This is a genomic window from Phyllobacterium sp. UNC302MFCol5.2, from assembly GCF_000686005.1.
GTDB classification, from domain to species: Bacteria; Pseudomonadota; Alphaproteobacteria; order Rhizobiales; family Rhizobiaceae; genus Phyllobacterium; species Phyllobacterium pellucidum.
The window spans coordinates 195693-220816 of record NZ_JMLL01000012.1; the positions used below are offsets into that span (position 1 = coordinate 195693).

The 25124-nt window shown below is 58.9% G+C and carries 22 protein-coding genes; 7 read left to right on the forward strand and 15 right to left on the reverse strand.

The annotated features are described in order from the left end of the window. The first annotated feature begins 1 nt into the window (after position 1). A complete protein-coding gene (locus BR48_RS0115705; RefSeq protein WP_027232184.1) occupies positions 2–1177 on the forward strand; it encodes an aminotransferase in 1176 nt (391 codons plus the stop codon). A gap of 25 nt (positions 1178–1202) precedes the next feature. On the opposite strand, the gene ggt is transcribed toward BR48_RS0115705, so the two are convergent. Beyond that, the gene (gene ggt / locus BR48_RS0115710) at positions 1203–2930 is read right to left on the reverse strand and encodes a gamma-glutamyltransferase (protein WP_027232185.1); all 1728 of its coding nucleotides are present in this window, start codon (positions 2928–2930) and stop codon (positions 1203–1205) included. A gap of 105 nt (positions 2931–3035) precedes the next feature. Further along, on the reverse strand, positions 3036–3758 hold the full coding sequence (locus tag BR48_RS0115715) for a glutathione S-transferase (protein WP_027232186.1): 723 nt from the start codon (positions 3756–3758) through the stop codon (positions 3036–3038). Between the two features lie 195 nt (positions 3759–3953). Between BR48_RS0115715 and BR48_RS0115725 the strand changes: the two genes are divergently transcribed. Continuing rightward, the gene (locus tag BR48_RS0115725; RefSeq protein ID WP_036814647.1) at positions 3954–4874 is read left to right on the forward strand and encodes a sugar phosphate isomerase/epimerase; all 921 of its coding nucleotides are present in this window, start codon (positions 3954–3956) and stop codon (positions 4872–4874) included. 4 nt (positions 4875–4878) lie between these two features. On the opposite strand, the gene BR48_RS0115730 is transcribed toward BR48_RS0115725, so the two are convergent. The 8 genes from BR48_RS0115730 to BR48_RS0115765 all read right to left on the reverse strand — a co-directional run bounded on the left by BR48_RS0115730 (position 4879) and on the right by BR48_RS0115765 (position 14429). After that, positions 4879–5865 (reverse strand): aldo/keto reductase, encoded by a 987-nt coding sequence (locus tag BR48_RS0115730; RefSeq protein ID WP_027232188.1) that lies wholly within the window; start codon positions 5863–5865, stop codon positions 4879–4881. Positions 5866–5897: 32 nt separating this feature from the next. Next, positions 5898–8216: a Tex family protein gene (locus BR48_RS0115735; protein ID WP_027232189.1), complete on the reverse strand. Its 2319-nt coding sequence runs from the start codon at positions 8214–8216 to the stop codon at positions 5898–5900. A 79-nt stretch (positions 8217–8295) separates the two neighbouring features. After that, complete coding sequence (locus BR48_RS0115740) at positions 8296–9435, reverse strand: Gfo/Idh/MocA family oxidoreductase (RefSeq protein WP_027232190.1); 1140 nt, start codon at positions 9433–9435, stop codon at positions 8296–8298. 13 nt (positions 9436–9448) lie between these two features. Further along, the gene (locus tag BR48_RS0115745; protein ID WP_027232191.1) at positions 9449–10195 is read right to left on the reverse strand and encodes a sugar phosphate isomerase/epimerase; all 747 of its coding nucleotides are present in this window, start codon (positions 10193–10195) and stop codon (positions 9449–9451) included. Positions 10196–10222: 27 nt separating this feature from the next. Further along, a complete protein-coding gene (locus BR48_RS0115750) occupies positions 10223–11320 on the reverse strand; it encodes an ABC transporter ATP-binding protein (RefSeq protein ID WP_027232192.1) in 1098 nt (365 codons plus the stop codon). Continuing rightward, positions 11317–12213, reverse strand: coding sequence for a carbohydrate ABC transporter permease (locus tag BR48_RS0115755; RefSeq protein WP_027232193.1), 897 nt, complete (start codon positions 12211–12213; stop codon positions 11317–11319). Before BR48_RS0115755 ends, BR48_RS0115750 begins: the two co-directional genes overlap by 4 nt. Continuing rightward, the gene (locus tag BR48_RS0115760) at positions 12210–13115 is read right to left on the reverse strand and encodes a sugar ABC transporter permease (protein WP_027232194.1); all 906 of its coding nucleotides are present in this window, start codon (positions 13113–13115) and stop codon (positions 12210–12212) included. The genes BR48_RS0115755 and BR48_RS0115760 overlap by 4 nt, the downstream gene beginning before the upstream one ends. A 72-nt stretch (positions 13116–13187) precedes the next feature. Continuing rightward, on the reverse strand, positions 13188–14429 hold the full coding sequence (locus BR48_RS0115765; RefSeq protein WP_027232195.1) for an ABC transporter substrate-binding protein: 1242 nt from the start codon (positions 14427–14429) through the stop codon (positions 13188–13190). Positions 14430–14728: 299 nt separating this feature from the next. Here BR48_RS0115765 and BR48_RS0115770 point away from each other — a divergent pair, with 299 nt between their 5' ends. After that, on the forward strand, positions 14729–15781 hold the full coding sequence (locus BR48_RS0115770) for a LacI family transcriptional regulator (RefSeq protein ID WP_027232196.1): 1053 nt from the start codon (positions 14729–14731) through the stop codon (positions 15779–15781). A 16-nt stretch (positions 15782–15797) separates the two neighbouring features. On the opposite strand, the gene BR48_RS0115775 is transcribed toward BR48_RS0115770, so the two are convergent. Next, positions 15798–16637 carry a DUF296 domain-containing protein gene (locus BR48_RS0115775; RefSeq protein ID WP_210165012.1) on the reverse strand — a complete coding sequence of 280 codons (840 nt, stop codon included), beginning with the start codon at positions 16635–16637 and terminating at the stop codon, positions 15798–15800. Between the two features lie 219 nt (positions 16638–16856). On the opposite strand from BR48_RS0115775, the gene BR48_RS0115780 reads away from it, so the two are divergent. Together BR48_RS0115780 and BR48_RS0115785 are read left to right on the forward strand one after the other, a co-directional pair. Continuing rightward, on the forward strand, positions 16857–17705 hold the full coding sequence (locus tag BR48_RS0115780) for an IclR family transcriptional regulator (RefSeq protein WP_027232198.1): 849 nt from the start codon (positions 16857–16859) through the stop codon (positions 17703–17705). Between the two features lie 18 nt (positions 17706–17723). After that, positions 17724–19316, forward strand: a complete 1593-nt coding sequence (locus BR48_RS0115785) for an acyl-CoA synthetase (RefSeq protein ID WP_027232199.1) — start codon at positions 17724–17726, stop codon at positions 19314–19316. 3 nt (positions 19317–19319) lie between these two features. Here the strand turns inward: BR48_RS0115785 and BR48_RS24745 are convergent, their stop codons facing one another. Further along, complete coding sequence (locus BR48_RS24745; protein ID WP_051615058.1) at positions 19320–20186, reverse strand: class I SAM-dependent methyltransferase; 867 nt, start codon at positions 20184–20186, stop codon at positions 19320–19322. Between the two features lie 220 nt (positions 20187–20406). Then, complete coding sequence (locus BR48_RS25540; protein ID WP_027232200.1) at positions 20407–20976, reverse strand: ATP-binding protein; 570 nt, start codon at positions 20974–20976, stop codon at positions 20407–20409. Positions 20977–21259: 283 nt separating this feature from the next. Here BR48_RS25540 and BR48_RS0115800 point away from each other — a divergent pair, with 283 nt between their 5' ends. Then, the gene (locus BR48_RS0115800) at positions 21260–22267 is read left to right on the forward strand and encodes an AI-2E family transporter (protein ID WP_027232201.1); all 1008 of its coding nucleotides are present in this window, start codon (positions 21260–21262) and stop codon (positions 22265–22267) included. A 349-nt stretch (positions 22268–22616) separates the two neighbouring features. Here BR48_RS0115800 and BR48_RS26690 read toward each other — a convergent pair whose 3' ends face one another. After that, positions 22617–22910 carry a hypothetical protein gene (locus tag BR48_RS26690; RefSeq protein WP_027232202.1) on the reverse strand — a complete coding sequence of 98 codons (294 nt, stop codon included), beginning with the start codon at positions 22908–22910 and terminating at the stop codon, positions 22617–22619. A 137-nt stretch (positions 22911–23047) separates the two neighbouring features. On the opposite strand from BR48_RS26690, the gene BR48_RS0115810 reads away from it, so the two are divergent. Then, a complete protein-coding gene (locus tag BR48_RS0115810) occupies positions 23048–24712 on the forward strand; it encodes a dihydroxyacetone kinase subunit DhaK (RefSeq protein ID WP_027232203.1) in 1665 nt (554 codons plus the stop codon). Between the two features lie 181 nt (positions 24713–24893). Here BR48_RS0115810 and BR48_RS0115815 read toward each other — a convergent pair whose 3' ends face one another. Continuing rightward, entirely contained in the window at positions 24894–25097 is a 204-nt protein-coding gene (locus BR48_RS0115815; protein ID WP_027232204.1) for a hypothetical protein, read from the reverse strand. Positions 25098–25124 lie beyond the last annotated feature (27 nt).

Below are 25124 nucleotides of genomic sequence, written 5' to 3' on the forward strand. Positions count from 1 at the left end.
CATGCCAGTTGCCCCACTCAACCTGCTCATAACGCGTCTCTCGCCCCCGCCAATTCCAGCCGTGCAGTCCTGGGGCAAGTCCTATGACGGCGCCCTTGGGCCGCTGATCGATCTCTCGCAGGCGGTTCCCGGCTATCCGCCGCACCCTGCCATGCTGCAATGGCTCGGCGAGGCAGCCGCATCCCTTGCTTATACCAATTACGGCGCGATCGAAGGCGAGCCTGCGCTCCGTGACGCTTACGCCGCGCATGTGGCAGAGCTTTATGGCGCCAGAATTGGGGCCGAGAATATTCATATCACCTCCGGCTGCAATCAGGCCTTCATGTGCGCTGCCATGGCGGTGGCCGCGGCGGGCGACACCATTTTGGTGAGCAACCCCTATTACTTCAATCACGAGACGACGCTGGCGATGCTCGGCATCAAAACCGAACTTGTCGCGTGCCATGCGAGCGAAGGCTTCGTGCCGACGGTCGAAGCCCTCATCGACGCAATCGTACCCGGCGTCCGCGCACTCGCGCTGGTGACCCCAAACAACCCGACCGGCGCGATCTATCCGCCCGACCGGCTAAAATCCCTCTTCGACGCGTGCAAGCGCAACGGCATCTGGCTCATCCTCGACGAAACCTACCGCGACTTTCTTCCGGAACACTATGGCGCACCGCATGGGCTCCTTCGCGAAGAGCATTGGCTGGACCACCTGATCCAGCTCTACAGTTTTTCAAAATCGTTCTGCATCCCTGGCCACCGCCTTGGCGCCGTTACGGCAAGCCCGCGCGTCGTCGAGGAAATCGCCAAGATCATGGACAATCTGCAAATCTGCGCGCCGCGGGCGGCGCAGGGTGCGGTCGCACAGGCGTTGCCGGCACTTGCGGAATGGCGGGCCGGCAATCGCCACGAAATCGAACTGCGCTCGCAGGCCTTGCGCGATGTCATGGCCGGGCTCGACGAGTGGAAGCTTGAGGCGATCGGCGCCTACTTCGCCTTCGTGCGCCATCCATTCCAAGGCAGATCATCAACCGAAGTCGCCGAGCACCTCGCAAAGCGGGCCGGCATCCTTGCTATTCCAGGACAGTATTTCGGCGAAGGGCAGGATCAGTTCCTGCGCTTCGCCTTTGCCAATGCCAATGCGGCGACGATCGGTCAGTTGCACGGCAGAATGCATGGCTTCAGCATCTGACGCACCTGCAAACCGTCGCTGATGCCTAGTAACCCTTAGCCGCTCCGGAAGCAGCGCGGCTATCCATGGCGCCGTTATACCGCGCTCCGCCGCCTTCTTCGATTTGCGAAAGACTGGCGCCGCCGACGAGGATACCGGCGGCCTCACCCCATATGGTCCAGTCCTTGTCGATATTTACATCGTGACCCATCTCCACCAGCAGCTTGCGCGTATCCGACGAGAGGGCATAAGGCTCCATGTAGACGCGATCCGGCAGCCATTGGTGGTGGATGCGCGGGGCGTCGATCGCCTCCTGAATATTCATGCCGTGGTCGATGACGTTGACAATTGCCTCAAGCGTGATCGTGATGATGCGGGCGCCCCCTGGACTGCCGATCACCATGAATGGCTTGCCGTCCTTCGAGACGATGGTCGGGCTCATCGAGGAAAGCGGCGTCTTCTTCGGTTCGATTGCATTGGCTTCGCCTTGTACGAGCCCGTAAAGGTTGGGCGAACCCGGCTTCGAGGTAAAATCATCCATCTCGTTGTTGAGCAGAACACCCGTACCGGGCGCCATCACCCCGGCACCGAACGAGCCGTTGAGCGTATAGGTGACGGCAACGGCATTGCCTTCGTCATCGACGATCGAGTAGTGCGTGGTTTCCTTGCTTTCGCCGAAGCCTTTCGGCATCAACTTCTGCGAGACACCGGCCTTGAACGGGCTGATCTTGTCGCGGATTTCCTTGGCATATTTCTTGTCCAGCAGTTTGCTGACAGGGTTGTCGACAAAGTCGGGATCGCCAAGTGTCGTATTGCGGTCGACATAGGCATAGCGCATGGCCTCGACCATGGTATGCACGGTTTCTGCCGAACCATAGCCGAGATAGCCGAGCGGATATCCTTCGAGAATATTGAGTATCTCGCAGATGATTACCCCGCCCGAGCTTGGCGGAGGCGAGGATACGATGTCATAGCCGCGATAGTTGCATTTGACCGGCTCGAGTTCTCGCACGCTGTACTGCTCGAAATCGGCTTTCGCCAGAACACCTCCACCCGCCTCGCTCGCTTTGACGATGGCATCCGCGGTTGCTCCCTTGTAGAACGCGTCAGGGCCCTTTTCGGAAATGGCGGAGAGCGTAGCAGCGAGATCAGACTGGATCAGTGTTTCGCCGATGGAATAGGTCTTTCCGTCGGGCTTCAGGAAGACAGCGGCCGCCGTCTTGTCCTTGGCAAGGGTCTCGGCACCGTCCTGCAGCGACGCGACGTCACCCTGATCGAGTTCGAAGCCGTCACGGGCAAAGCGAATCGCGGGACCGATCAGCTCTTCACGCGGCTTGGTGCCGTATTTGGCACGGGCCGTTTCGAAGCCCATCACCGACCCCGGAACGCCGATGGCGAGATAGCCATCGGTGCTTGCGCCTTTCACAATATTCCCCTTGTCATCGAGATACATCGTGCGCTTCGCGGCGAGTGGTGCGCGTTCGCGAAAATCGAGGAATGCCGTCTTGCCGTCCTTCATACGGATGGTCATGAAGCCACCACCGCCAATATTGCCTGCGGTCGGATATACCACCGCCAGCGCATAGCCGACCGCGACCGCCGCATCGACGGCATTGCCGCCGTTCTTCAGCACTTCCACTCCGACGTCGGAGGCCAGATGTTGTGCGGTTACGACCATGCCGTGCTCGGCCTTCACGGGCTCGGGCGAAGCGGCCCAGGCGCCTGTCGTCCCCGCAGCTGCCAGCACCACGCTGAGCATGAGAGCGCTCGCCATCGTTAAGCGATAGTCCATGATCGTTCCTCCCAAAGATCGTGACAAGAGGAGAGATAATGGAGGCAGCCTGAGCGGCGTGTCCAGCAAAAGTATAGTACTTCCTGCTTATGCGTCCTGATCAAGTTCGACATAGTGGCGAAATATGCCGGATTCATTGAAATCGAGGCGACGGTCCGATTCAAGATATCGGCTGATGTTGGGGCGCTTCTGCACCATGTCGTGCACGGCGGCAACGGCAGGGTAGTCTTTGGCAAGCTTTCGCGTCGCGCGCGGGAAAGCGTAACGCAGGCCCTCGAAAACCTGGAACAGCGAAAGGTCGACATAAGTGAGACTGCCACCCACCGCGTGCCCGCTTCCGGCTGGATTTTGCTTCAGCACGCGTTCGAAATAGCCGAGGAACTTGGGTATCCGATGCTCGATGAAATCAGCGGAGCGATGCTTGGCCGCCTCCTTCTGGTCCTCGTAATACGCGTTGGTCGAGAGCGGATGGTGCGTGTCATGCACCTCGGCGACGAAATCTGTGATGGTAAGTTGCAGCCCGTTTGCCACAAAGCGCAACGATTCATCTTGCGGCGCAAGACCGAGCTTTGGCCCGAGATAGAGAAGGATGTTGGCAACGTGCGAGACAATCAAGTCACCGTCTTTCAGGAATGGCGGCGCGAAAGGGATATGCGGCTCGGTCCGGCTTTTGAGAAATCGCATCATGGCCGCCATGCCATCAGACTGGCGTGCCACATCAATGTAGTCAGCGGCGGCTTCCTCGAGAGCGAGACGAATGAACTCGCCGCGTCCCTGCAGACCATCCCAATAATAAAGCTCATACGCCATGCTCACCTCCTGCCTCCGCTATCGTTCCGAGTCGCAAGCCAAGCATGCGATTATGGCAGCAATTCCTTTGAGCCTTGCGAGAATGCAATTGACTTCACTGATCGGCGAGCAAAAGCTTTTGCGGCCAGCATTGTCGTGAAACGGTCAAGCAGCGGCCCTATCATCGCAAGTACCCTACAACCGCGAGAACTGAAAATGAGCCTCCCCATAATTTCATCCGTCGGCTTCTGCACTTATACGAGCGAGGGGGGCGATTTCAGCACGCTTGAAGGGTCGATCCGTACAATCGCCGACCTCGGCGCCACCGCTGCCGAGCTCTCGCTTTACGGTGAGGAGATTATCGCCGGCGGCCGTATTATCCCAAGCCGCGCGGAGCGCCTGGTGCAAATCACCAAGCAGTTCGATCTGCATTACAGCGTCCACGGCCAGATCGTATCCAACTTCATGGACAGGGAGCACCTCGCCGAGCAGAAAGCCGTCGTCCGCGCCATGCTTGAACTATGCAACCGTATCGAGGCGGGCGTGCTGGTTCAACATTCCGGCCAGGCGAAGATGCAAGCGGCCACCCGCAACCGTGCGCTCGATGCGATCGAGCGCGACGCGCTCGCCGAGATGGCGGAAGTCGCCGGCCACTATGGCGTGCGCATCGCGCTCGAAAACATCTTCGCTCTAAGCGACAACGAATATCGCCAGACGCCTTCGCAAGTTGGAGAAACGGTCAGGTCCGTTGACAGCCCGCATGTCTGTGCACTTATCGATTTCAGCCACGCTTATATCGAATGCACGCGCCTCGACCTCGACTGGCGCGCGGAGATCAAGGCCATGGCGCCCGTCACCGGCCACCTGCACGTGCATGACAGCTTTGGCCGCCCCTACACCATGACGAAGTTTTATCACCCGGCGGAGGCGACAGCACTCGGCATCGGTGATCTGCATCTGCCCGTCGGCTGGGGCGACATTCCGTGGGAGGAGATCTTTGCAGAACTGACCTTCCTGCCGGATACGATGCTCATCCTCGAAATCACTGAAGACAGGTTCAAGGCTGAACAGGCGGAGAGCCTTGCGCTCGCCAACAAGCTTGCCGCCCTCGTTAACGATCGGCGGCTTGCCGCCTGATGCCTCAACGTATGGTGAAGGGCTCGGATGCGGCATAGGCCGCGTCAGGCACCTTGACCGACAGGAGCTCGATATTTCGCGTGAGGCTTGAGGGTTTCGCCGTTCCGATGAGGACGTTGGCGACAACGGGTTCGCGCAATGGAAATTGAATGGCCGCGGCAGCGAGCGGAATCGCGTTGGCTTTCGCAATATCCTGCATTGCACGAACCCGGGTCAGCACGTCGTCGGATGCCGGGCCATAATCGAAATTTGCGCCCGGAACCGGACCGGTCGCCAATATGCCGGAGTTGAACACACCGCCGATGACCAACGAAATGTTCTGCTTGCGGCAGGCATCCAGAAGACCGCCTTCCGCCGAGCGGTCGAGTAACGAATAGCGCCCAGCAAGCAAAATGCAGTCGATTGGACTGCGGGCGATCACGTCAAGACAGACATCGACCTCGTTGACGCCGAGGCCGTAAGCGGAAATGGCTCCCGACGCCTTGAGTTCTTCCAGCGCCCGCATGCCGCTATCGAGAAGCTGGCGCAAGTAGACGGCATTCTTCTCGGCGCCATGCGTATACGCGCCAATATCGTGAACGTAGAGAATGTCTATCCTGTTCAACCCGAGACGGGCATAGCTGAACTCGAACGAGCGCATGATCCCGTCATAGCTGTAGTCGTAATCGACCGTGAAGGGCAGGGGATTCACATAGGAATAATCCGGCACTTGATCCTCTGGAACCGGACGAAGCAGGCGCCCAACCTTGGTCGAGAGCACGTAATCTTCGCGCGGCTTGTCGCGCAGGAAATCGCCGGTCCGCCGCTCGGAAAGGCCGAAACCATAGAATGGCGCGGTATCGAAATAACGCAGGCCCGCATCCCAGGCAGCCTGCAACGTTTCCATGGCAGCTTCACGGGTGCACTCGCGGTAGAGACCGCCGATCGCCGCGCCGCCAAATCCGAACTCGGTGACGGCGAGCGATGTATTGCCAATTTTGCGGATATCCAAGACGTCCTCCCGAACCATTGATGATCGTTACGCTATTTCTTGCGCAGGGCATCGGCAAGCGCTGCACCGAATGCGCCCTGCGGCGCGGACTGCGGCTTTGGCGCAGGCGCGTTGGAGCGGGGTTTATACGATGGCGCGTCGCTGGGTCTTGGCCCGCGCGGCGCCGGCGCACCGCCATCCTTGCGCATCGTCAGTCCGATACGGCTGCGCTTGACGTCAACATCGACCACCCTGACCTTGACGACATCACCAGCCTTGACCACCTCGTGCGCGTCCTTGACGAAACGGTCCGCGAGCTGCGACAGGTGGACAAGGCCGTCCTGGTGCACGCCGATATCGACGAAGGCGCCGAAGGCCGCGACGTTGGTTACGGTCCCCTCGAGCAGCATGCCGGGCTTCAGGTCCTTGATGTCATCGATGCCGTCGGCAAAGGATGCCGTCTTGAACTCCGGCCGCGGGTCGCGCCCCGGCTTTTCCAGTTCGGCAATGATATCGCGCACGGTCGGCAGACCAAAGCGGTCGTCGACGAAAACGCGCGGATCGAGGGCCCGCAACGCAGCGCCGTCATTCATCAAGGCGCGCACATCACGGCCGCAGGCGCTGACGATTTTCTTGGCGACTCCATAGGCTTCCGGATGCACGGCCGAGGCATCGAGCGGTTCGGTACCATCCGGGATACGCAGGAACCCGGCGCATTGCTCGAAGGCGCGCGGCCCGAGGCGAGCCACTTTCAGGAGATCACGCCGCGTTTTGAACGGTCCGACCTCGTTGCGATAGGCAATAATCGCTTCGGCAAGCGCGTTGCCGAGTCCGGAAATGCGAGCGAGCAACGACGCCGATGCCGTGTTGAGGTCGACGCCGACTGCATTGACCGCGTCTTCGACGACACCCTCGAGCGAACGCGCAAGACGATACTGGTCGACATCGTGCTGATACTGACCGACGCCGATCGATTTCGGTTCGATCTTGACGAGTTCGGCCAGCGGATCCTGCAGGCGGCGAGCAATCGACACCGCGCCGCGCAGCGAAACATCGAGATCGGGGAATTCGGCCGCGGCGGTCGCCGAGGCGGAATAGACGGAGGCGCCCGCCTCGCTGACGATGACCTTCATGGGCTTCGGCGACGGCATCGCTGCGAGCATGTCGGCCACGAGCCGCTCCGTTTCGCGGCTTCCTGTTCCGTTGCCGATGGCAACGAGTTCCACCTTGTGGCTGACGATCAATCGCGCAAGCTCGGCCTGGGTGCCGCGCACGTCGTTGCGTGGCGGGAAAGGATAGACAGTCGTCGTCTCGAGAAGTTTCCCGGTGCCGTCGACAACCGCCACTTTCACGCCGGTGCGGATGCCTGGGTCGAGCCCCATTGTCGAACGCGATCCGGCAGGGGCCGCCAGCAGCAGATCCTTCAGGTTACGCGCAAATACGCGGATAGCCTCCTCTTCGGCCCGTTCGCGCATTGTCGTCATGAGGTCGATCGAAAGGTTGAGCGAGAAGCGGATTCTCCATGCCCAGCGCACCACGTCCATCAGCCAGATATCGGCAGCGCCACCCTTGTGGGAGATCGCATAGGCATTTGCGATCATCCGTTCAACCGGCTTGACCGGAGCCGTATCCTCGGCGTCCACTTCGATCTCGAGCGACAGAACCTCTTCATTGCGGCCACGCAGCATGGCGAGCGCCCGGTGGCTAGGGACCGCCGACCAACGCTCGAAGTGATTGAAATAGTCCGCGAATTTCGCACCCGTGTCGGCTTTGCCGTCGACTACCTTGGCGCGCAATACCGCACGGTCCTGCATGTAGTTGCGCAGGCGGCCGACCAGATCGGCATTTTCCGAAAAAGTCTCGACCAATATGTCGCGCGCTCCCTCGAGCGCTGCCTTCACATCCGGCACATCGTCATTGATAAAGTTCGTTGCAAGTTGCTGCGGAACCGAGGCTCGATCGGAGAGGATCGCTTCCGCCAAGGGCCCGAGGCCACGCTCGCGAGCGATCTCGGCCCGTGTGCGCCGTTTTGGTTTGTAAGGCAGATAGATGTCCTCAAGCTCTGCCTTCGTCGCGGCTGCCGCGATCTTGCCTTCGAGTTCATCGTTGAGCTTGCCCTGGCTTCGGATCGACTCAATGATCGTATCGCGGCGGGCATCAAGTTCGCGCAGGTAGAGCAGCCGCTCGTCGAGCGTACGCAATTGCGTGTCGTCGAGCCCGCCCGTTACCTCCTTGCGATAGCGCGCAATGAAGGGAACCGTAGCGCCGCCATCCAGCAACTCGATCGCCGCACTTGCCTGTTCGGGCCTCGCATTGATCTCGGCTGCGATAAGACGGGCAATACGGGCGGTGTGGACACTATTTGCGGTCACGGGGCATTTCCATCACTTATGATCGGGCGGCGACAATAGGACTGCCCGATCATGACCGCAATGCGCGAGACGCTTCGCGTCAGGGCTTTTTCAACAGCGATTTGGCGTCCTTTATGCCGAGTGCCTCCGGCCGCGAGCAGCTTGTCCTGATGTCGATGAACTTCTTTTCTTCGCCGGAGCGAAGGATCGACACCATCACATCCACCCCGTGGAGCGCCCGTTCGAGCGAGCACCGGATGTCGCGGCCCTCGATGATGGCCGCTGCCATGTCAGCGAGACCAGCAGTCCGGTAATTGGCCATCATGCCGGCCGCGTGTTTCTGGTTGGCGATACCGAACGGATGCGACCATGCCTTCACCGGTTTGACCTTCTTGCCCGGCTTCGCCAGCTTGACCTCGCCGCCAAAGAAATTCGGATCGGGAAGGAAGATCGACCCATCAGTGCCGTAGAGCTCCATGTTAGGGTGATGGTGCGCCCAGACGTCCCAACTTGCAGACAGGGTGACGGTTGCGCCGCTCGCGAATTCCAGCAGAGCCTGGATAGTCGTCGGTGTCGTCACGTCGATGACTTCACCCTTGCGGGGAAAGCTCGAAATCGTCCGCGTCGTCGAAGCCATCGAGGTGAGCGCTGCAACGCGCCTGACCGGTCCAATCAGGTTGACGAGATTGGCGATGTAGTAGGGACCGAGATCCAGGATTGGACCACCGCCGGGTCGGAAGAAGAAATCAGGATTTGGATGCCAATGTTCCATGCCATGGCTGAGGACATGAGCCGTGCCTGAGGTAATGGTACCGACCTCGCCATCATCGACCAGCTTGCGGGCCAACTGGTGCGCTCCGCCGAGAAAAGTATCGGGCGCGCAACCCGCCTTGAGCTTTTTCTTCTCCGCAAGCTTTTGAAGCTCAAGTCCGTCTTTCAGCGACAACGTCAGGGGCTTTTCCGAATAAAGGTGTTTGCCCGCGCTCAGGATTTGTTTGGATACGTCAAAATGCGCATCGGGAACCGTGAGATTGACAACGATGTCGACGTCGTCGCTGGCAAGCAGCGCGTCCATCGAACGGGCCTCAATGCCATGTTCGCCGGAGCGATGCTGCGCGGCTGCCGCATTGATATCGGCGATAGCCTGCACTTTGATGCCTTTGAAGAGCGGTGCGAGATTGAGATAGGTCGATGAAATATTGCCGGCGCCGATAATCCCGATACCAAGTGACCTGGCCATGATGCTGCTTTCCTCAGTACGACTTGACGGTGGCAATGGAACGGCGGGCAAACCTCTCGTCATCCGACGGATTGTCGTGCTCCATGATGAAGTATTGCGCGGGCGTCTCGCGCAGGGTTCCCATCAATCCTTTCCAGTCGACAGTGCCGTGGCCGACATCGGCCCAGCCGTCCTCGTTCGCATTTTCGCCCGGCCCCGCAATATCCTTGACGTGAACCGCGACAATTCGATCGCCGTGATCCTTGATCCACTGCACGGGATCGGCGCCGGCACGGATAATCCAGGCAATGTCGGCTTCCCATGCGATACTTGGCGCGGCCGCGAAGATGGCATCTTGCGGCAAGCTGCCGTCGGCGAGCGCCTTGAATTCAAAATCGTGGTTGTGCCAGCCGAAAACGTAGCCTGCTTTGCTGTAGGTTGCGTGGGCGCGTTCGAGCCGCTCGCCGAAAGCAAGCCAGCCTTCCCGGTCGGCGGGCCGCAGGTCCGGCGCAAGGTGGGGGCAAAAAATCGCCTTCATGCCCAGCGTACCGGCAATGTCGAGCACCTTCTGCGGCTCGTTCTCCAGAAGGTCGATACTGAAGTGACCCGTTGGCATGGCAAGGCCGTTGGCGTCGAGGGCCGCTCGCGTTGCTTTCGGATCGGCATAGACGGCGCCGAAGCCTTCGACCTGCGCATAACCATGGCGTTTGAGCATGGAAAAGGTCTTTTCAAGCGGCGGGAAGCTGCGCGAGCTATAGAGCTGATATGAAAAATCGGTCACTGCGGTTCTCCAGGATTCATGCGGGGACTAGATGCGGATTTCGCTTTCGGCGTCGAAGACGGAAGCGAGGTTGGGATTGAAGGTCAGGAACACCTTCTCTCCGGGTTGATAGCGGCGGCCCGAATCGACGCGGACCGAAATCGGCTTGCCTGCGACCTTGAGCCAGACGAGACTATCGGCGCCCATCGGCTCGTCGAGATCGACGGTCGCGGGACATGACCGCCCGGCCGGACCGGGTGCGTCGCCTATGGCAATATGCTCAGGCCGGAAGCCGAAGATGGCGGCGCGGCCAAAGGGCAGGGGCTGTTGCGCGGCATAGGAGGCGAGGGAGATGTCAAGACCATTGGCCTTGAAAACGGGACCAGCACTGTTGCCACCAATCTCGCCTTTCAGGAAATTCATGGCTGGCGAACCGATGAAGCTCGCGACGAACAGGTTGCGCGGGCGGTTATAGATCGTCAGCGGGTCATCGAGCTGCTGGATCAGCCCGCCCTTCATCACTGCGATCCGGTCTGCTAGCGTCAGCGCCTCAATCTGGTCGTGCGTGACATAGATCATCGTATTGGCGAGCTTCTGGTGCAGTCGCTTGATCTCAACGCGCAGTTCCGAGCGCAGCTTGGCGTCGAGATTGGACAAGGGCTCGTCGAAGAGGAACACATCGACGTCGCGCACCAGGGCTCTGCCGATGGCGACCCGCTGGCGCTGCCCGCCGGAGAGCTCGGCTGGCTTGCGATGCAGCAATGGCCCGATCTGCAGGATCTCCGCGGCGGCGGCAATACGCTTTGCTATTTCCGCCTTCGGAAGTCCGGCGACCCTCAGCCCGAACGAGAGATTCTTTTCAACCGTCATCTGCGGATAGAGCGCATAGGACTGGAAGACCATCCCTATGCCACGATCCTTTGGCTCTTCCCAGGTCACGTTCTTGCCCTTGATGAAGATCTGCCCCTCGGAAATATCGAGAAGACCCGCAATGCAATTCAGCAGCGTGGACTTGCCGCACCCGGATGGTCCAAGCAGGACCAGGAACTCGCCGTCGGCCACATCGATATTGAGGTCCTTCAGGACCCCGACCGAACCGAAATTGAGCGAGAGATCTTTGATCGAGACGCTGTGCAACTGGGTCATCCTTTGACGGCGCCAGCGGCAATGCCCCTGACGAAATACTTGCCTGAGAAGAAATAGACGAGGAGGGGGACGGCGCCGGTCAGAATGGTGGCCGCCATGTTGACGTTGTATTCCTTCACGCCCTGCGTCGAGTTGACGATGTTATTGAGCTGCACCGTCATCGGAAAATTCTTGGTTCCGGCGAAGATCACGCCGAAAAGGAAATCGTTCCAGATGCCGGTTACCTGCAGGATCACGGCAACAACGAAGATCGGCAGCGACATGGGCAGCATGATCTGCAGAAATATCCGCCAGAAGCCGGCACCGTCGACACGCGCGGCCTTGAAGAGTTCAGGAGGCAGGGAAACAAAATAGTTGCGGAAGAGCAGCGTCAGGATCGGCATGCCGAATATCGTATGGATGACGATGACACCGGTGAGCGTGCCGAATATCCCAAGTTCGCGGGTGATGATGACCAGCGGATAGAGCATCACCTGATAGGGGATGAACGCGCCGAAGATCAACGCGGTGAAGAACAGCTCGGAGCCCTTGAAGCGCCAGTTCGACAATGCATAACCGTTCACCGAGGCGATAATGATCGAGAAGATCACGCTGGGTACCAAGATCTTCATCGAATTGAAGAAGCCAACCTTGATGCCCTCGCAGTAGAGCCCGGTGCAGGCACTGTTCCACGCTGTCGCCCATGGCTGGAATGTCACTTCGACCGGCGGTGAGAAGATGTTGCCGAGGCGGATTTCCGGCATGCCCTTCAGCGAAGTCATGACCATGACGTAGAGCGGAATGAGGTAATAGACCGCTGCGACGATGAGGATCCCGTAGATCATGATCGAGGTCGGCGACACGATGCGACGAGGACGCCGTCCGCGCGGCCCTGCAGGATTGATGAGGCTCATTTGCCCACTCCCAGCGTCCGGTTTCTCGGCCGATACTCATAGAGCGCCCACGGAACGAGGATGATCAGTACCGTCGTCAGCATGATCGTCGAAGCGGCGAGGCCCTGTCCGAGATTGCCGCGCGAAAACATGAAATCGTAAACGTATTTCGCCGGAACTTCCGAGGCGATGCCCGGACCGCCATTGGTCATGGCGACGACGAGGTCGTAAACTTTTACGATCGTGGCGGCGATGATCACGAGGGTCGTCGCAAAGACCGGGCGCATCATCGGAATGATGATGAAGAGATAGGTCCTCCAGGTGGGGATGCCGTCGACCCGTGCCGCCTTCCAGATCTCGTCATCAATGTTGCGAAGCCCGGCCAGCATCAGCGCCATGACAAGACCGGTGCCCTGCCATAGGCTGGCGATGACAATCGCGTAGATCGTAAAGCGCCCATCGGTCAGGATCGGGAAATTGAACGTCTCGAAGCCGAGGTCGCGCACGACTTTCTGCACGCCGTAGGCGGGCGTCAAGATCCATTGCCAGACGAGGCCAGTGACGATGAACGACAGGGCATGGGGATAAAGGAAGACCGTGCGGAAGGTGTTCTCGAAGCGGATCTTCTGGTCCATCAGCGCAGCGAGGATGAAGCCTAAAACCAGCGAAAAGCTGAGTGCCAGGATGCCGAATATGGCGAGGTTTCGCAGCGATACGATCCACCGCGAGGTCGTGAACAATCGCCTGTACTGATCGATTCCGACGAAATCCAGTGTCGGCAACGACCGCGATGAGGTGAACGAATACACCACCGTCCAGAGTGTGCAGCCGATGAACACGACGAGCACCGTCGCGATCATCGGAACGGCGGCAATCTTCGCGTTCAAATTGCGCAAAGGTGCAAAGGGGCGGGTCGCGGCCATGAAGTGTCTCCAACCTTGCGATAGGCGCCGGCCTTGCGAGCCGGTCGCTATCAGGGCGTCATGTCCAGCGGTTCACTTTGCTTGGCTGATGATTTCGACGAAACGCGCCTGCGCGTCGTCGACCGACATATCCTTGTTGGCGAAGAATTCCGTATTCAAATCTTCGAGCTGGCCCTGCGCGTCGGAAGAAAGCGCCTGCTCGATCGAGGGAAGCACATTATTGGCGTCAGCCAGGATCTTGATGCCTTTCTGCATGCAGGCGTTGGCTGCCTCCATGTCGATATCGCCGCGTATCGGCAAAGAACCCTTGGCAAGGTTGAAGGCCACCTGGGTCTCCTTCGAAACGAGCATGCTCGCCAGTTTCAGCTGGGCGCGCGTGACTTCGGGATTGGCATTCTTCGGGAAATAGAACGCATCGCCGCCCGTATCGAGTATCGGGTGGACGCCGAGGCCCGGCAGACAGTCATAGTCCGTTCCGGCGACTCTGCCGGCAACGCCGAATTCACCTTGTGCCCAGTCGCCCATGATCTGCCCGCCGGCCTTTCCAGTCAGCACGAGTGAGGTTGCCTCGTTCCACTGCCGGCCGACATAGCCGGGATCGGCAAGATCGCGCGCGTTGGCGAAAGCCTGCCAGACCGCCTTCATTTCAGGACTTGCAGCCGCATCCTTGTCCTTGTCGTCCATGATCTTGAGATAGAGGTCCCTGCCGCCGAGCGTCGCGAGCATCACGCGGAAGATACCGTCGACCTGCCACGCATCGCCGGTCGCAAGTGGGATGATGCCCTTCTCTTTGAGCTTCGGCGCCGCGGCCACGAACTCGCTCCAGTTGGTGGGAACCGGCGCACCCGCTTCCTTGAACGCGCCCGGGTTGATCCACATCCACTGCCACGAGTGAATGTTGACCGGCACGCAGTAGATCTTGCCTTCATACTTGCAGGAGTCGAGGAGCTTCGAAGGGCGGATGAAGTCGGCCCAGCCCTCCTTGGCTGCAAGCTCGGAAAGGTCGGTCATCAGCCCTGCCTTGACGAGATCTTCGGCATCACGGCCGGTATTCAGCTGCGTCGCCCCCATGGGATTGCCGCCGAGAATGCGGCTGACGATGATTGGGCGAGCTGTGGTGCCGCTGCCAGCGATGGCGCCATCGACCCATTTGTCACCGCCAAGCTTGTCATAGGATTGCGCAAGGACTTTTGCCGCCGCCGCTTCGCCGCCGGATGTCCACCAATGGGTGACTTCGAGATCAACGGCTCGCGCCGAGCCTGCAAAAAGCAAAGTCGAAGCCGCGAGAGCGGCAAGCATCGAACGGTAACGCATCCTATCCTCCCAAATCTGAAACGTTACAGGTAGGCTAGTTCAAACTCCGGCACGATGCAATTCCCGAGCGATGATTTTTTATTGGGTTCCCGTTTATTTTGGCCTGTATCTTCATTATAGCATTGATTTGTCTTATTTTTCCTGTCCGGAAAATCTTGTCTGATGGGTTGCGCTGCCAGGGTCCAGCGGAATAGAGACTGATTTCCGCATGGAAAAAGTCGTCGCATGGCTCTGTACATTTTGTTCAAATTTTGAAACGATACAGCCAATGTCAACTTCAAGGTTGTGGCCAAGCGGCAATGAAGCCAAAGAAAAGCGCCCGATCCACTGCACCGGACGCCGGACCGCCCGCAGACAGCGAGCGTCCGACGCTGAAGACCATTGCCTTCATGGCCGGCCTCGGCGTCACCACAGTGTCGCGGGCACTCAAGGATGCTCCCGAAATCGGGCAGGCAACGAAGAACCGCGTTCAGCTCATTGCCAAGCAGATCGGCTACCGCCCCAATCGCGCCGGGGTCCGGCTGCGAACCGGCAAGACCAATGTCATCAGTCTCGTTCTCAATGCGCAATCGGAGATCATGGGGCTCACGTCAAACCTCGTCTACGGCATTACCGAAATACTGTCGGAGACGCCGTATCATTTGACGGTCACCCCCTACTCGGTCGAGAACGACCCGATGCAGCCGATCCGCTATATTGTCGAGACCGGTTCGGCGGACGGGATCATCATGTCTCGCACCGAGCCCAACGATGCGCGTGTTCGCTACCTGACTGAACACGGCATTCCCTTCGCCACCCATGGACGCACGGAAATGGGCATCGAGCATCCGTTTCATGACTTCGACAATGAGACGTTCGCCTATATTGCGGTCAAAAGTCTGGTAGAGCGGGGGCGCCGCAGGATCGCCATGCTTGCCGGACCTTCGCCGTCGGTCACGTATTACCGGCACCTCGAGCGAGGGTTTGCCCGGGCCATCAGCGAAGGCGACGTCAGTTCATTGTCTTTTTCCGGCTTCGATGTCGATACATCGCTCGCCGGCATTCGCGACCGCATGGTTGAAATCATGTCAGGACCTGACCGTCCCGACGGGATCGTATGCTGCAGCGGCAGCGCGGCGATCGCCATTGTGGCCGGTATCGAGGCGGCAGGTTTGGAGATCGGCAAAGGCGTTGATCTCGCCTCCAAGCAGTCGACGGACGTACTGAAGTGGTTCCGCCCCCAGATCATCGTCTTCAATGAGGACGTACGCCAGGCAGGCCGGGAACTGGCAAGCGCCGTGCTTCGGCGTATTGCCGGCATCGATGCCAGCGAATTGCAGACGCTAAGCTATCCGGGCGAAGGTCACGACTGATCACCCGGTTCGGACTTCAAGCTTCTTCAAGGTAGAGCTCGAACGTGATGCAAACGGGGTTTTTTCCACGAAGGAGTTGCCCTTGCGTTATCCTTCCCATTGTATCGACCATGACGATCTCGAGCCTTGTGAGATTCGGCCGCGTCGAGACAAAGCCATCGATGACGAACACCTCGGTTGCAATGTCATCAACGGACGTTCCGTCGGCATAGCGCGCGCCAATCAGGCTGCCGACACCGCCGCGCAATCGGGCATTGGAAAAACCGCTCGCCCGGCAGATCTCTTTGAGAGTCTCGATGATGTCCACGTTAGGCCGGACACGCGCCACTACGATGCGAGGCCCTTTAGCCCTTGGAGCCTGTGCAGCCTTGACAGGATGAAACAGGGTGAACGCCGTCTCCGCATCGGGTTCTGATACCATGCGCACGTCGTTCGTGCCCCAGGCCGTGGCGCGAATTGGCTTTGCCACGATCGTCTCGTGCGGCAGGACATGACCACATCGCTTCCTGCCATCGGCCTCGATCCATGTCGCATGGCAGTGAATGAAGGGATGACCGTCCCTTTCCCCAAAAGTCACATTACCGCGTTCGAGCTGCGCCTCGCCTTCGGGTGAATTCGTTTCGCTATACCAGGCTGCATGGTAGTCATCTGTCGACAGCGCCGGCATCAGATAGTGGAGGGGCGCGAAACTTCCACCCTCAAGGACGATTGAAGCTGCCGTCAGGCCAGCCTCCGCGAGGGGGAGGGCGATCGCCTCATTGATACTGAGGCCCGTCTTCAGGGTAAATTGCAGGTATTCTCCGGAGCCTATTAAACTTTCGAAGGGGGCCGTGGCCGCCGGGCCCGGCTGACGCAAACGTCGCTCAAACATGGCCCGCAAGCGCGATCAGGCGCTCCCGAGGAGGAGACAATTTCAGGAGGGCGAACCGGACACAGATCATCGGTCCACATTATAGAGCGAACGCGCCCGCTCAAGTGAATTTCCCTCACGATTTGGGGCCACCCGGGATTCAATTTTGCCTTTCGCAAATTCCACTGATAGGCTGATCCACAATATGGATCGCGGGTCACAATGATGGAACAGACGGTAGTACGGGCTCACAACGGCTCGCAGAGCGTCGATCGGGCCCTCGGCCTGCTCAGCCTCGTCAGCTATTTTGGTGACGAAGGTGGCGCCCTCAGCGAAATCGTCGAGCAAAGCGGACTTAACAAGCCGACCGTACGGCGACTGCTCCTGGCCCTCATCCGCTCCGGATTGCTGGAACAGGATGCGCGATCGCGGCGCTACTTTCTCGGGCAGGAGGCCTATGTACTCGGCACCCTGGCCACACGCCGATACGGCCTCCTGCAGATCGCCCGCGATAGTCTCGGCGTCCTTTCGGGCAAGACGCAGGATACGAGCTTCCTGTCGATTCAGCGCGATCATCACGTGGTCTGCCTTCATCGCGAAGAGGGAACCTATCCAATCAGAACCCATGCGCTCCAGGCCGGCTATCGCCACCCGCTTGGTGTCGGCGCGGGTTCACTCGCCATTCTTGCCGCACTTGACGACGACGAGATCGAGGCTGCCCTTTCCGCCAACGAGCCAGAGCTCCTCAAGGAGTTCCCCGAACTTGCTCCACCGCAAATCCGCGCGGATATCACAACTGCGCGGGAACGCGGCTTTTCCTTGAACCCGGGCCGCATACTGCCAAACTCCTGGGGCGTCGGCCTCGCCATACGTTATCCGGACGGGCGGCCGGCGGGAGCGCTCAGCATCGCCGCCATCGACAGCCGGATGCAGCCCGACAGGCAGGTCGAACTTGCCTCGCTGATGCGCAGTGAGGCACGAAAGATCGAAGCGCGGCTTGCCCATCTGCAGCCGGCTAATGACAGGCTAGGGACCTTGTCAACCAAAGGACGGTCGATACAGCCGAGAGCCTAGATTATCGGGGGAAGAATCATGGAACGCATGTCGAATCGGGTGATGAATCTTTCGGGGTTTCTTGCTCAAACGGCGGCGCGATTTCCCGATGAGGTGGCACTCGTGTGGCGCGACCAAAACTGGACGTGGAGCGGGATACACTGCCGGGTCAATGCCATGGCGGCGGCGCTGCAGAGGGAGTACGGGGTAGGGAAGGGCGATCGCATCCTTGTCCAGTCGCAGAATTGCAACCAGATGCTCGAATCTATGTTCGCCTGCTTTCAGCTCGGTGCTGTCTGGGTTCCAACCAACTTTCGCCAGACGCCCGATGAAGTGGCTTATCTCGCCGCGGCGAGCGGCGCGAAGGGCATGATCTGCGGTAATGGGTTTCCGGAGCATGTTTCCGCCTGCCGGGCTGCCAGCTCCGACCTTGCCTTCGCCATCGCCATCGGCGACGCCCCGTTCGGCGAGGATTATGACGCGATCATCGAACGCTTCGAGGGCGAGACGGCGGAGACGGCTCCTGTCGATCATAACGACCCGTGCTGGTTCTTTTTTACCTCAGGAACAACCGGGCGGCCGAAGGCAGCAGTACTTACGCATGGTCAGATGGCTTTCGTTGTCACCAACCACCTTTGCGACTTGATGCCGGCGACGACGCGCCTCGACGCGTCGCTCGTTGTCGCCCCGTTATCGCACGGGGCGGGTATCTACCTTTTGACTCAGGTCGCCCGCGGTTCGAAGACGGTGCTCCTGCCCAGTGAGAAGCTCGATGTTGCTGAGGCCTGGCGCCTCGTCGAAACCTGGCAGGTCAGCAACATGTTCACGGTGCCGACAATCCTCAAACTTCTTGCCGAGCACCCCTCGGTCAACGAGCGCAACCATTCTTCATTGCGCTACGTGATCTATGCCGGCGCACCGATGTATCGCTCCGATCAGGCGCACGCATTGAAAGCCTTGGGACCGGTCATCGTTCAATATTTCGGGCTTGGGGAAGTCACGGGAAATATAACCGTTCTGCCTGCAAGCGAACATCGCGTCGAAGAGACGGATGATAAGCGTCCTGGCACTTGTGGCTATGCGCGCACGGGTATGCAGATCTCGATTCAGGATGATGCCGGCAACGAATTGGAGCCTGGGATGACCGGCGAGATCTGCGTGATCGGCCCGGCAGTCTTTGCCGGTTATTACGAAAATCCGGAAGCCAATGCGAAGGCTTTCCGCAACGGCTGGTTCCGCACCGGTGACCTTGGCCATATGGACACGGCAGGGTATCTCTTCATCACCGGGCGCGCGTCCGACATGTATATTTCGGGCGGTTCAAACATCTATCCGCGCGAGATCGAGGAAAAGATCCTCAGCCATCCCGACATCAGCGAGGTTGCGGTCCTCGGTATCCCAGATCCGATGTGGGGCGAGGTTGGTCTTGCCGTCTGCGTACCGCATGACGGCGCCAGTCCCGATGCTGATGCAATGATTGCCTGGATTGACGGCAAGATGGCGCGCTACAAGCTTCCAAAACGCTTTGTCTTCTGGCCGGAAATGCCGAAGTCGGCCTATGGCAAGATAGCCAAGAAACTGATCCGCGAAGAATTGATCAGGCGTGGCGAGCTGGAAGGTCCGACCGCCTAGCGCTCATACGCCGTCAGTTTTCTTTCGGCCAGTGACGACGTGCATGATGATCTTGCTGACGATGGTTCCATCCTTGGCCTTGGCATGGACCTTCGTTTCGAAGTCTTTTCGCAGCTGCTCAAGCTCTTTAGCCGGTAGCAGGTTGAGTTGGTGCCAGGCGGGATGCGCGAGGGATTTCTCCCAGACGAACAGTGCTTCCTCAGTCAACATTCTATGCTCCTGCATCAATTCCGGGCTGATCTCGGCCACCTCAAATCCGGAACTCTCGAGCAACTCTTTGCATTTTTCGACTGAATTGGCGATCGTGGCATAGGGCAGGTCAATTCCATGCGCTTCTGCGACTTCGGCAATGATGCTGTTAATGCCAAAGGGTTCGCCCGGTGCATCGAAAGTCACCATCCCGCCTGACTTCAGCCAGCGGTTCCATTGCCTGAGCGCCGCGCGTGGATCGGACAGAAGTACGAACGCCGAGGAACACAGGATCCTGTCGAACGCGTTATTATCAAACGTCGCCTCCTCGACATCTCCCTGAATGAACTGAATGTTGCTGAGATTATCCATCCCGGCCTTGAAATGCGCCTGCGTGAGCATTTCCGCCGATAGATCGATGGCGACAACGCCACCTTCATCCCCAACCATTTTCGCGGCGTGCAGCGCCAACCGGCCTGTGCCCGTGCCGATGTCGAGCACGCAATGCCCCGGTTCGATATCGGCATGTCGAATGATCACAAAAGCGAGTTTCGGAAAAATCGCGTCCTGGTCGTAAGTCTCGCTCCGGCGATCAAAGTAGTCGGTCGTCAAACCTTTGAAATCATGATGATTCTCGGCTTCCTCACGCATGGGATGCCGTACGCCGATATCGAGTTCCAAACGAGGGGACTGCACTGCCGAGGGTGGCGTGGCAATGAGGGGCTTGTTTCAACGATTTTAGTCGAACGCCTGGCGCATTTGACAAGGTTCCGCCCACCTTTCTCTCCTGAAATATAACTTAATTTTGTAAATAGACTCTACATTTAACTCGAATTCGTCTTGAAATGTTCCATTGCCGCCATGTGGACCGCTGCAAGGGTTTTCCCCACCTAGACTGCGTTCAGCAAGCGCCACTATCGGGTGCAAGCTCTACCGTATACCCGGCAATGGCCTTGAGCTTTGGAAACCAATGCTGCGAGCCGGTCGCCAAGATCACCACCCCATCGTAGTTCTCAATCATCTGCCGCAGGTAATCCACCTCGACATGTGCGTGGCGATCATGCGCGTCCTTCACTTCCGAGCGCTTGCCGAAGAGTGCGTCCGCCTCATCGAAGAGCAGCACACCGCCACTTCGCTCCGCCTCATCGAACAACTGCTTAAGGTTGCGCTCGGTTTCACCGATGTACTTGCTGACGACGGCCGAAAGATCGACGCGGAAGAGTTCGAGGCCTAGCCCTGCGGCAATGATGGCGGACGCACCAAGCCTGGCTGCACTGTTACCGCCGGTGAGAAGAACTAGACGTGCGCCCGACGACCCGCGCAATGCTTTCCGATCCAGACCGCGCTCTGCCCGAATCCGATCCACCGTCTCGTTCACGCGTTGGGCGGGTCTTTCACCCTGCAAGGCAAAGGCCGTTTTACCGGCAGACGTGTCTATCCGCTCTAAGAAACCTCGCCGCACGTTTGCCATGGCAATAGTCGCTCCCTTCGGGGGTTGGCACGATGCAAAGCAGCAATATACCCTCGCATCGCCAATACCTACTTATACCGTCTAAACAAGATCATGATCCGGTGCCGATATTTTCATGTCATTTGCAGTAACGTTTTAGGTGAGATCCTATCTCATCTTAAAGTACTATATTTTTCAATCTATTTTGTTGAAACGCCGAGCTGTCCAACGGTTGTGCTTGCATCGCATCGGACTTCAAGGGTAGGAACGTGGGCAATGAATAACGCCTTCCTAGGGGCACCGCTTGCTTACCGCCAACCGGCTTACAATTGCATCTTATGTCTTATCGTTCATAGCGCTTATCGCCGTGCTCGAACTGGGATTGCTTTCGGCGCTTCTTGCCGGCCTCCTTGTCTATAACGTCGTGCACCTCTCGGCACCGCTGCTCGGCAGGGCAGGGGTCGATGGCCGAATTGCCAAGACCGTCGCTCTGGCGCTGCTTGCCCTCGTCTTCATCCTTTTGATCGTGGCGGCCGTGCTCGGCGGCGTCGCATTTCTGAGTGACGGCTCGGAAGGCATCGCGTCACTTTTCAAGAAGATGGCGGAAATCATCGATACGGCGCAGGTACATCTGCCGAGCTGGGCGCGGGATTATTTCCCGTCTAACCTTGAAGAGCTGGAATCGGTTGCCGCCGTCTGGCTGCGTGAACATGCCGGACAGTTGCAGCTTGTCGGGAGGGAGTTCGGTGTCCTTCTCATAAGAATCATCATCGGCATGATCATAGGTGGGATGGTCGCACTGAGTTCGGTTGCGCCGTCACGGCAGCTCGGCCCGCTGGCGATCGCGCTTACCGATCGTATCGATCACTTCAGCGACGCGTTCCGCAACATCGTCTTCTCGCAGCTGCGTATCTCTGCATTGAACACGTTCTTTACCGGGATCTTCCTCGTCCTCATTCTGCCTTCCTTCGGCGTAGACCTTCCGCTCGTCAAGACCATGATCGCGGTCACCTTCATCGCTGGTCTATTGCCCGTCATCGGCAATTTGATCTCGAACACCGTAATCGTCATTGTAGCCCTCAGTGTATCGCTGTTTGCGGCACTCGGATCCTTGGCTTTTCTCATTGTCATCCACAAACTCGAGTACTTCCTCAATGCGAAGATCATCGGTTCACGCATCAAGGCGCGTGCGTGGGAGCTGCTTTTGGCGATGATTGTCCTGGAGGCGTGGTATGGCATTGCCGGCCTGATCGCTGCGCCGATCTACTACGCTTATTTGAAGGATGAGCTGAAGTTCCGCCAGCTGATCTGACAACGATTGCACCTTGAGATATCCCGGCATTCGCCGAATTTGGTATTGCGGATGCGATTCAAATCTGAGATCGTAATGACAGCCCTGAACAGCAAACAAAAAAGAATGGGGTAAAGGAGGAAACATAGTTCGCAATTCTGTTTTGGAGTTCAACTATGCTTTCACATTCCAGTCATGCCGACATCGTTTACATCCCGGATTCCGCAACATGCCGGACAGCAGTCCAGCAATGCCCAGTGGATACCGGCCCGCAGATCCTGTCGCATAACGCGCCGCACTCCCATCGATGCTTCGTTCGGGGCATCGGGCAAAGTGGTAGGGGGAGGGTGTAATGGACGACAAGTCGTTTTCATCGCCAGTCAGAATAAGTCTTGGCGCCATGGGGCTCCGTTTGGTTGCGACGGCTTGGGAGGCTCTTGAGTGTCTCCGAAATCAATGGCCGCAGCAGGATGGGCTTGAATACAAGCGTGCGGTTCGCATCAATCGCGATGCCCTCGAAGGGTGGATGACGCCGGCAAAAGCCAGGCAGGCCTTCGTCCAGGCAGCGCAGCGCGCCGGGGTCTTCATCGACGACCGGACGAACAAATAGGTCTTTGCGTTGCGCATCTGACTTGAGCGGCAGGCGATCGAGGCGCAACTGCACGTGCCGCTCTCCCAACGTGGCTGTGGCTTCCAAATGGCCACGCGCAATCGTGCGCAATTTTGCCAAGGATGGAAACCGTAGTACTGGTGTCATCAGGTCGGGTTATGACCTGATGATTCAACAGACTGGGTATGCCGATGAGCCACTTCTTCAATCGCAGGGAAAACATCGTCACCGAGGCGCTCGACGGCCTCCTGCTGACCAGCCGCCCGGGTCTGCTGGCGCGCCTCGACTCATATCCGGACATCAAGGTCATTGTGCGGTCCGATTGGGACAGGTCGAAAGTCGCCGTCATTTCCGGCGGCGGCGCAGGCCACGAGCCTGCCCATGCCGGCTTCGTGGGGCGGGGCATGCTTACGGCCGCAGTCTCGGGGGAAATCTTCGCATCGCCAAGCGTTGATGCGGTACTGACGGCCATACGTGCCGTTACTGGCCCTGCAGGTTGCCTCCTTGTCGTCAAGAATTACACGGGCGACCGGCTGAACTTCGGTCTTGCCGCTGAGCGGGCACGCGCCGAAGGGTTCAACGTCGAGATGGTCATCGTTGCCGATGACATAGCGCTTCCGGACCTCGCACAGCCCCGCGGTATCGCCGGCACGCTGTTCGTGCACAAGGTCGCAGGCTTTCTCGCCGAGCGTGGTGACGCGTTGCAGGACATCGCTGCAGCCGCCACCGCCGCAGCAGCTGAGATCGTTTCGCTCGGCGTTGCCTATTCCACCTGTTCAATTCCGGGCCAGCCGCAGGAGTCGCGGCTCGGCGAGAATGAAGGCGAACTCGGGCTGGGCATTCACGGAGAACCGGGCGTTGAGCGCATCCCGGTCCAGGCTGCGGCGAGTATCGTCGGCATCATGGCCGAACGCCTCGGTGCCGCCATGCCTGCCGGCGGCGAATATGCTTTGCTCATCAACAACCTTGGTGCCGTGCCGCCAGTCGAGATGAACCTGATCGCGCGCAATGTTCTCGCGACACCGCTTGGCGGCAGAGTGAAGCTCGTCATCGGCCCGGGGCCGATCATGACAGCGCTCAACATGAACGGCTTTTCGCTGTCGCTGATCAAGCTTGATCTGGCGCGCGAAGCCGCTCTTCTCGCGGAGGTTGCACCGCACGCATGGCTCACTCCTGTCGAACGCCATGAGCTAGCCATCGTACCCGCGCCCGCAGTGCGAAGCGAAATCGAACATATGGCTGCCAGCCGTGATGCAGACGTCGAAGAAGTGCTCGCGACCGTGTGCAACAGGCTTGTCGCGCTCGAACCGGATCTCAACCGGCTTGATGCTCGTGCTGGTGACGGCGATACCGGTTCCACGGTTGCAGCAGGCGCGCGCGGCATCCTGGCGCGGATTGATACACTGCCTCTCGCCGACAAGGCGGCAACATTTGCAGCCATCGGTTCGATCCTCGCTACCAGTATGGGCGGTTCCAGCGGCGTTCTTCTCTCGATTTTCTTTACGGCGGCATCGAAGTCGATGGCGGCAGGCGCAAACGTACCGGAAGCACTCATCTCAGGGCTCGATCGCATGACATTCTACGGCGGCGCCAAACCCGGCGATCGTACGATGATCGACGCGCTCGATCCCGCACTGAATGCACTTGCCGCCAGCGGAGCGCAAGAAGCTGCCGTTGCTGCAAGGTCCGGAGCCGAGGCAACGGCATCGATGACCAAGGCAAAAGCGGGTCGCTCGTCTTATGTCGGTGCGCGCGATCTCGATGGCATAGTCGACCCCGGTGCGGAAGCAGTTGCAGCAGCATTCGAGGCCGCTGCAGCCGTTATCGCTGACGGCAAGACGAGACACCGTCCATGACCGGGCGTACGGCCCGGATCAATTGCCAGCCCGCATTCTTGCGTCTGGCATGCGAAGGTGTGAGTTCCATAACTACTCTTATGCCATAAACTGCAAATTATAACGAAACATCAATAACTTAGTACTACACCAAGCGTCCGAGCGGTCGAGGGTTCCCCTCTAGCTGTCGGCCTGCTCGGCGTCACACATGCCCGCTCTGGTTGCGTCGGACGATCATGAGCACGAGCAAAATGATGCCAAGCGCGATGAACGCGATGCCAATGGTAAGGAACTCCGTCGAACCGTAGCGGTAGCCTGACGCAGTGATCAGGAAACCCAAGATAATGGCGATCAATCCGCCCAGCTTCTTGAAGAGTGAAATCGGTCTGTCATCGTTTAAGGCCATGTCAAACCTCCGACGTTGCAGGCTTGA

Bases quoted from the DNA above. Each gene is read 5' to 3' on its own strand.
- ggt (WP_027232185.1), bottom strand. From the start codon at position 2,930: ATGGCGAGCGCTCTCATGCTCAGCGTGGTGCTGGCAGCTGCGGGGACG.
- BR48_RS0115715 (WP_027232186.1), bottom strand. From the start codon at position 3,758: ATGGCGTATGAGCTTTATTATTGGGATGGTCTGCAGGGACGCGGCGAG.
- BR48_RS0115785 (WP_027232199.1), top strand. From the start codon at position 17,724: ATGGAACGCATGTCGAATCGGGTGATGAATCTTTCGGGGTTTCTTGCT.
- BR48_RS0115760 (WP_027232194.1), bottom strand. From the start codon at position 13,115: ATGGCCGCGACCCGCCCCTTTGCACCTTTGCGCAATTTGAACGCGAAG.
- BR48_RS0115770 (WP_027232196.1), top strand. From the start codon at position 14,729: ATGAAGCCAAAGAAAAGCGCCCGATCCACTGCACCGGACGCCGGACCG.
- BR48_RS0115810 (WP_027232203.1), top strand. From the start codon at position 23,048: ATGAGCCACTTCTTCAATCGCAGGGAAAACATCGTCACCGAGGCGCTC.
- BR48_RS0115780 (WP_027232198.1), top strand. From the start codon at position 16,857: ATGGAACAGACGGTAGTACGGGCTCACAACGGCTCGCAGAGCGTCGAT.
- BR48_RS0115755 (WP_027232193.1), bottom strand. From the start codon at position 12,213: ATGAGCCTCATCAATCCTGCAGGGCCGCGCGGACGGCGTCCTCGTCGC.
- BR48_RS0115750 (WP_027232192.1), bottom strand. From the start codon at position 11,320: ATGACCCAGTTGCACAGCGTCTCGATCAAAGATCTCTCGCTCAATTTC.
- BR48_RS25540 (WP_027232200.1), bottom strand. From the start codon at position 20,976: ATGGCAAACGTGCGGCGAGGTTTCTTAGAGCGGATAGACACGTCTGCC.
- BR48_RS0115725 (WP_036814647.1), top strand. From the start codon at position 3,954: ATGAGCCTCCCCATAATTTCATCCGTCGGCTTCTGCACTTATACGAGC.
- BR48_RS0115740 (WP_027232190.1), bottom strand. From the start codon at position 9,435: ATGGCCAGGTCACTTGGTATCGGGATTATCGGCGCCGGCAATATTTCA.
- BR48_RS0115765 (WP_027232195.1), bottom strand. From the start codon at position 14,429: ATGCGTTACCGTTCGATGCTTGCCGCTCTCGCGGCTTCGACTTTGCTT.
- BR48_RS0115705 (WP_027232184.1), top strand. From the start codon at position 2: ATGCCAGTTGCCCCACTCAACCTGCTCATAACGCGTCTCTCGCCCCCG.
- BR48_RS0115815 (WP_027232204.1), bottom strand. From the start codon at position 25,097: ATGGCCTTAAACGATGACAGACCGATTTCACTCTTCAAGAAGCTGGGC.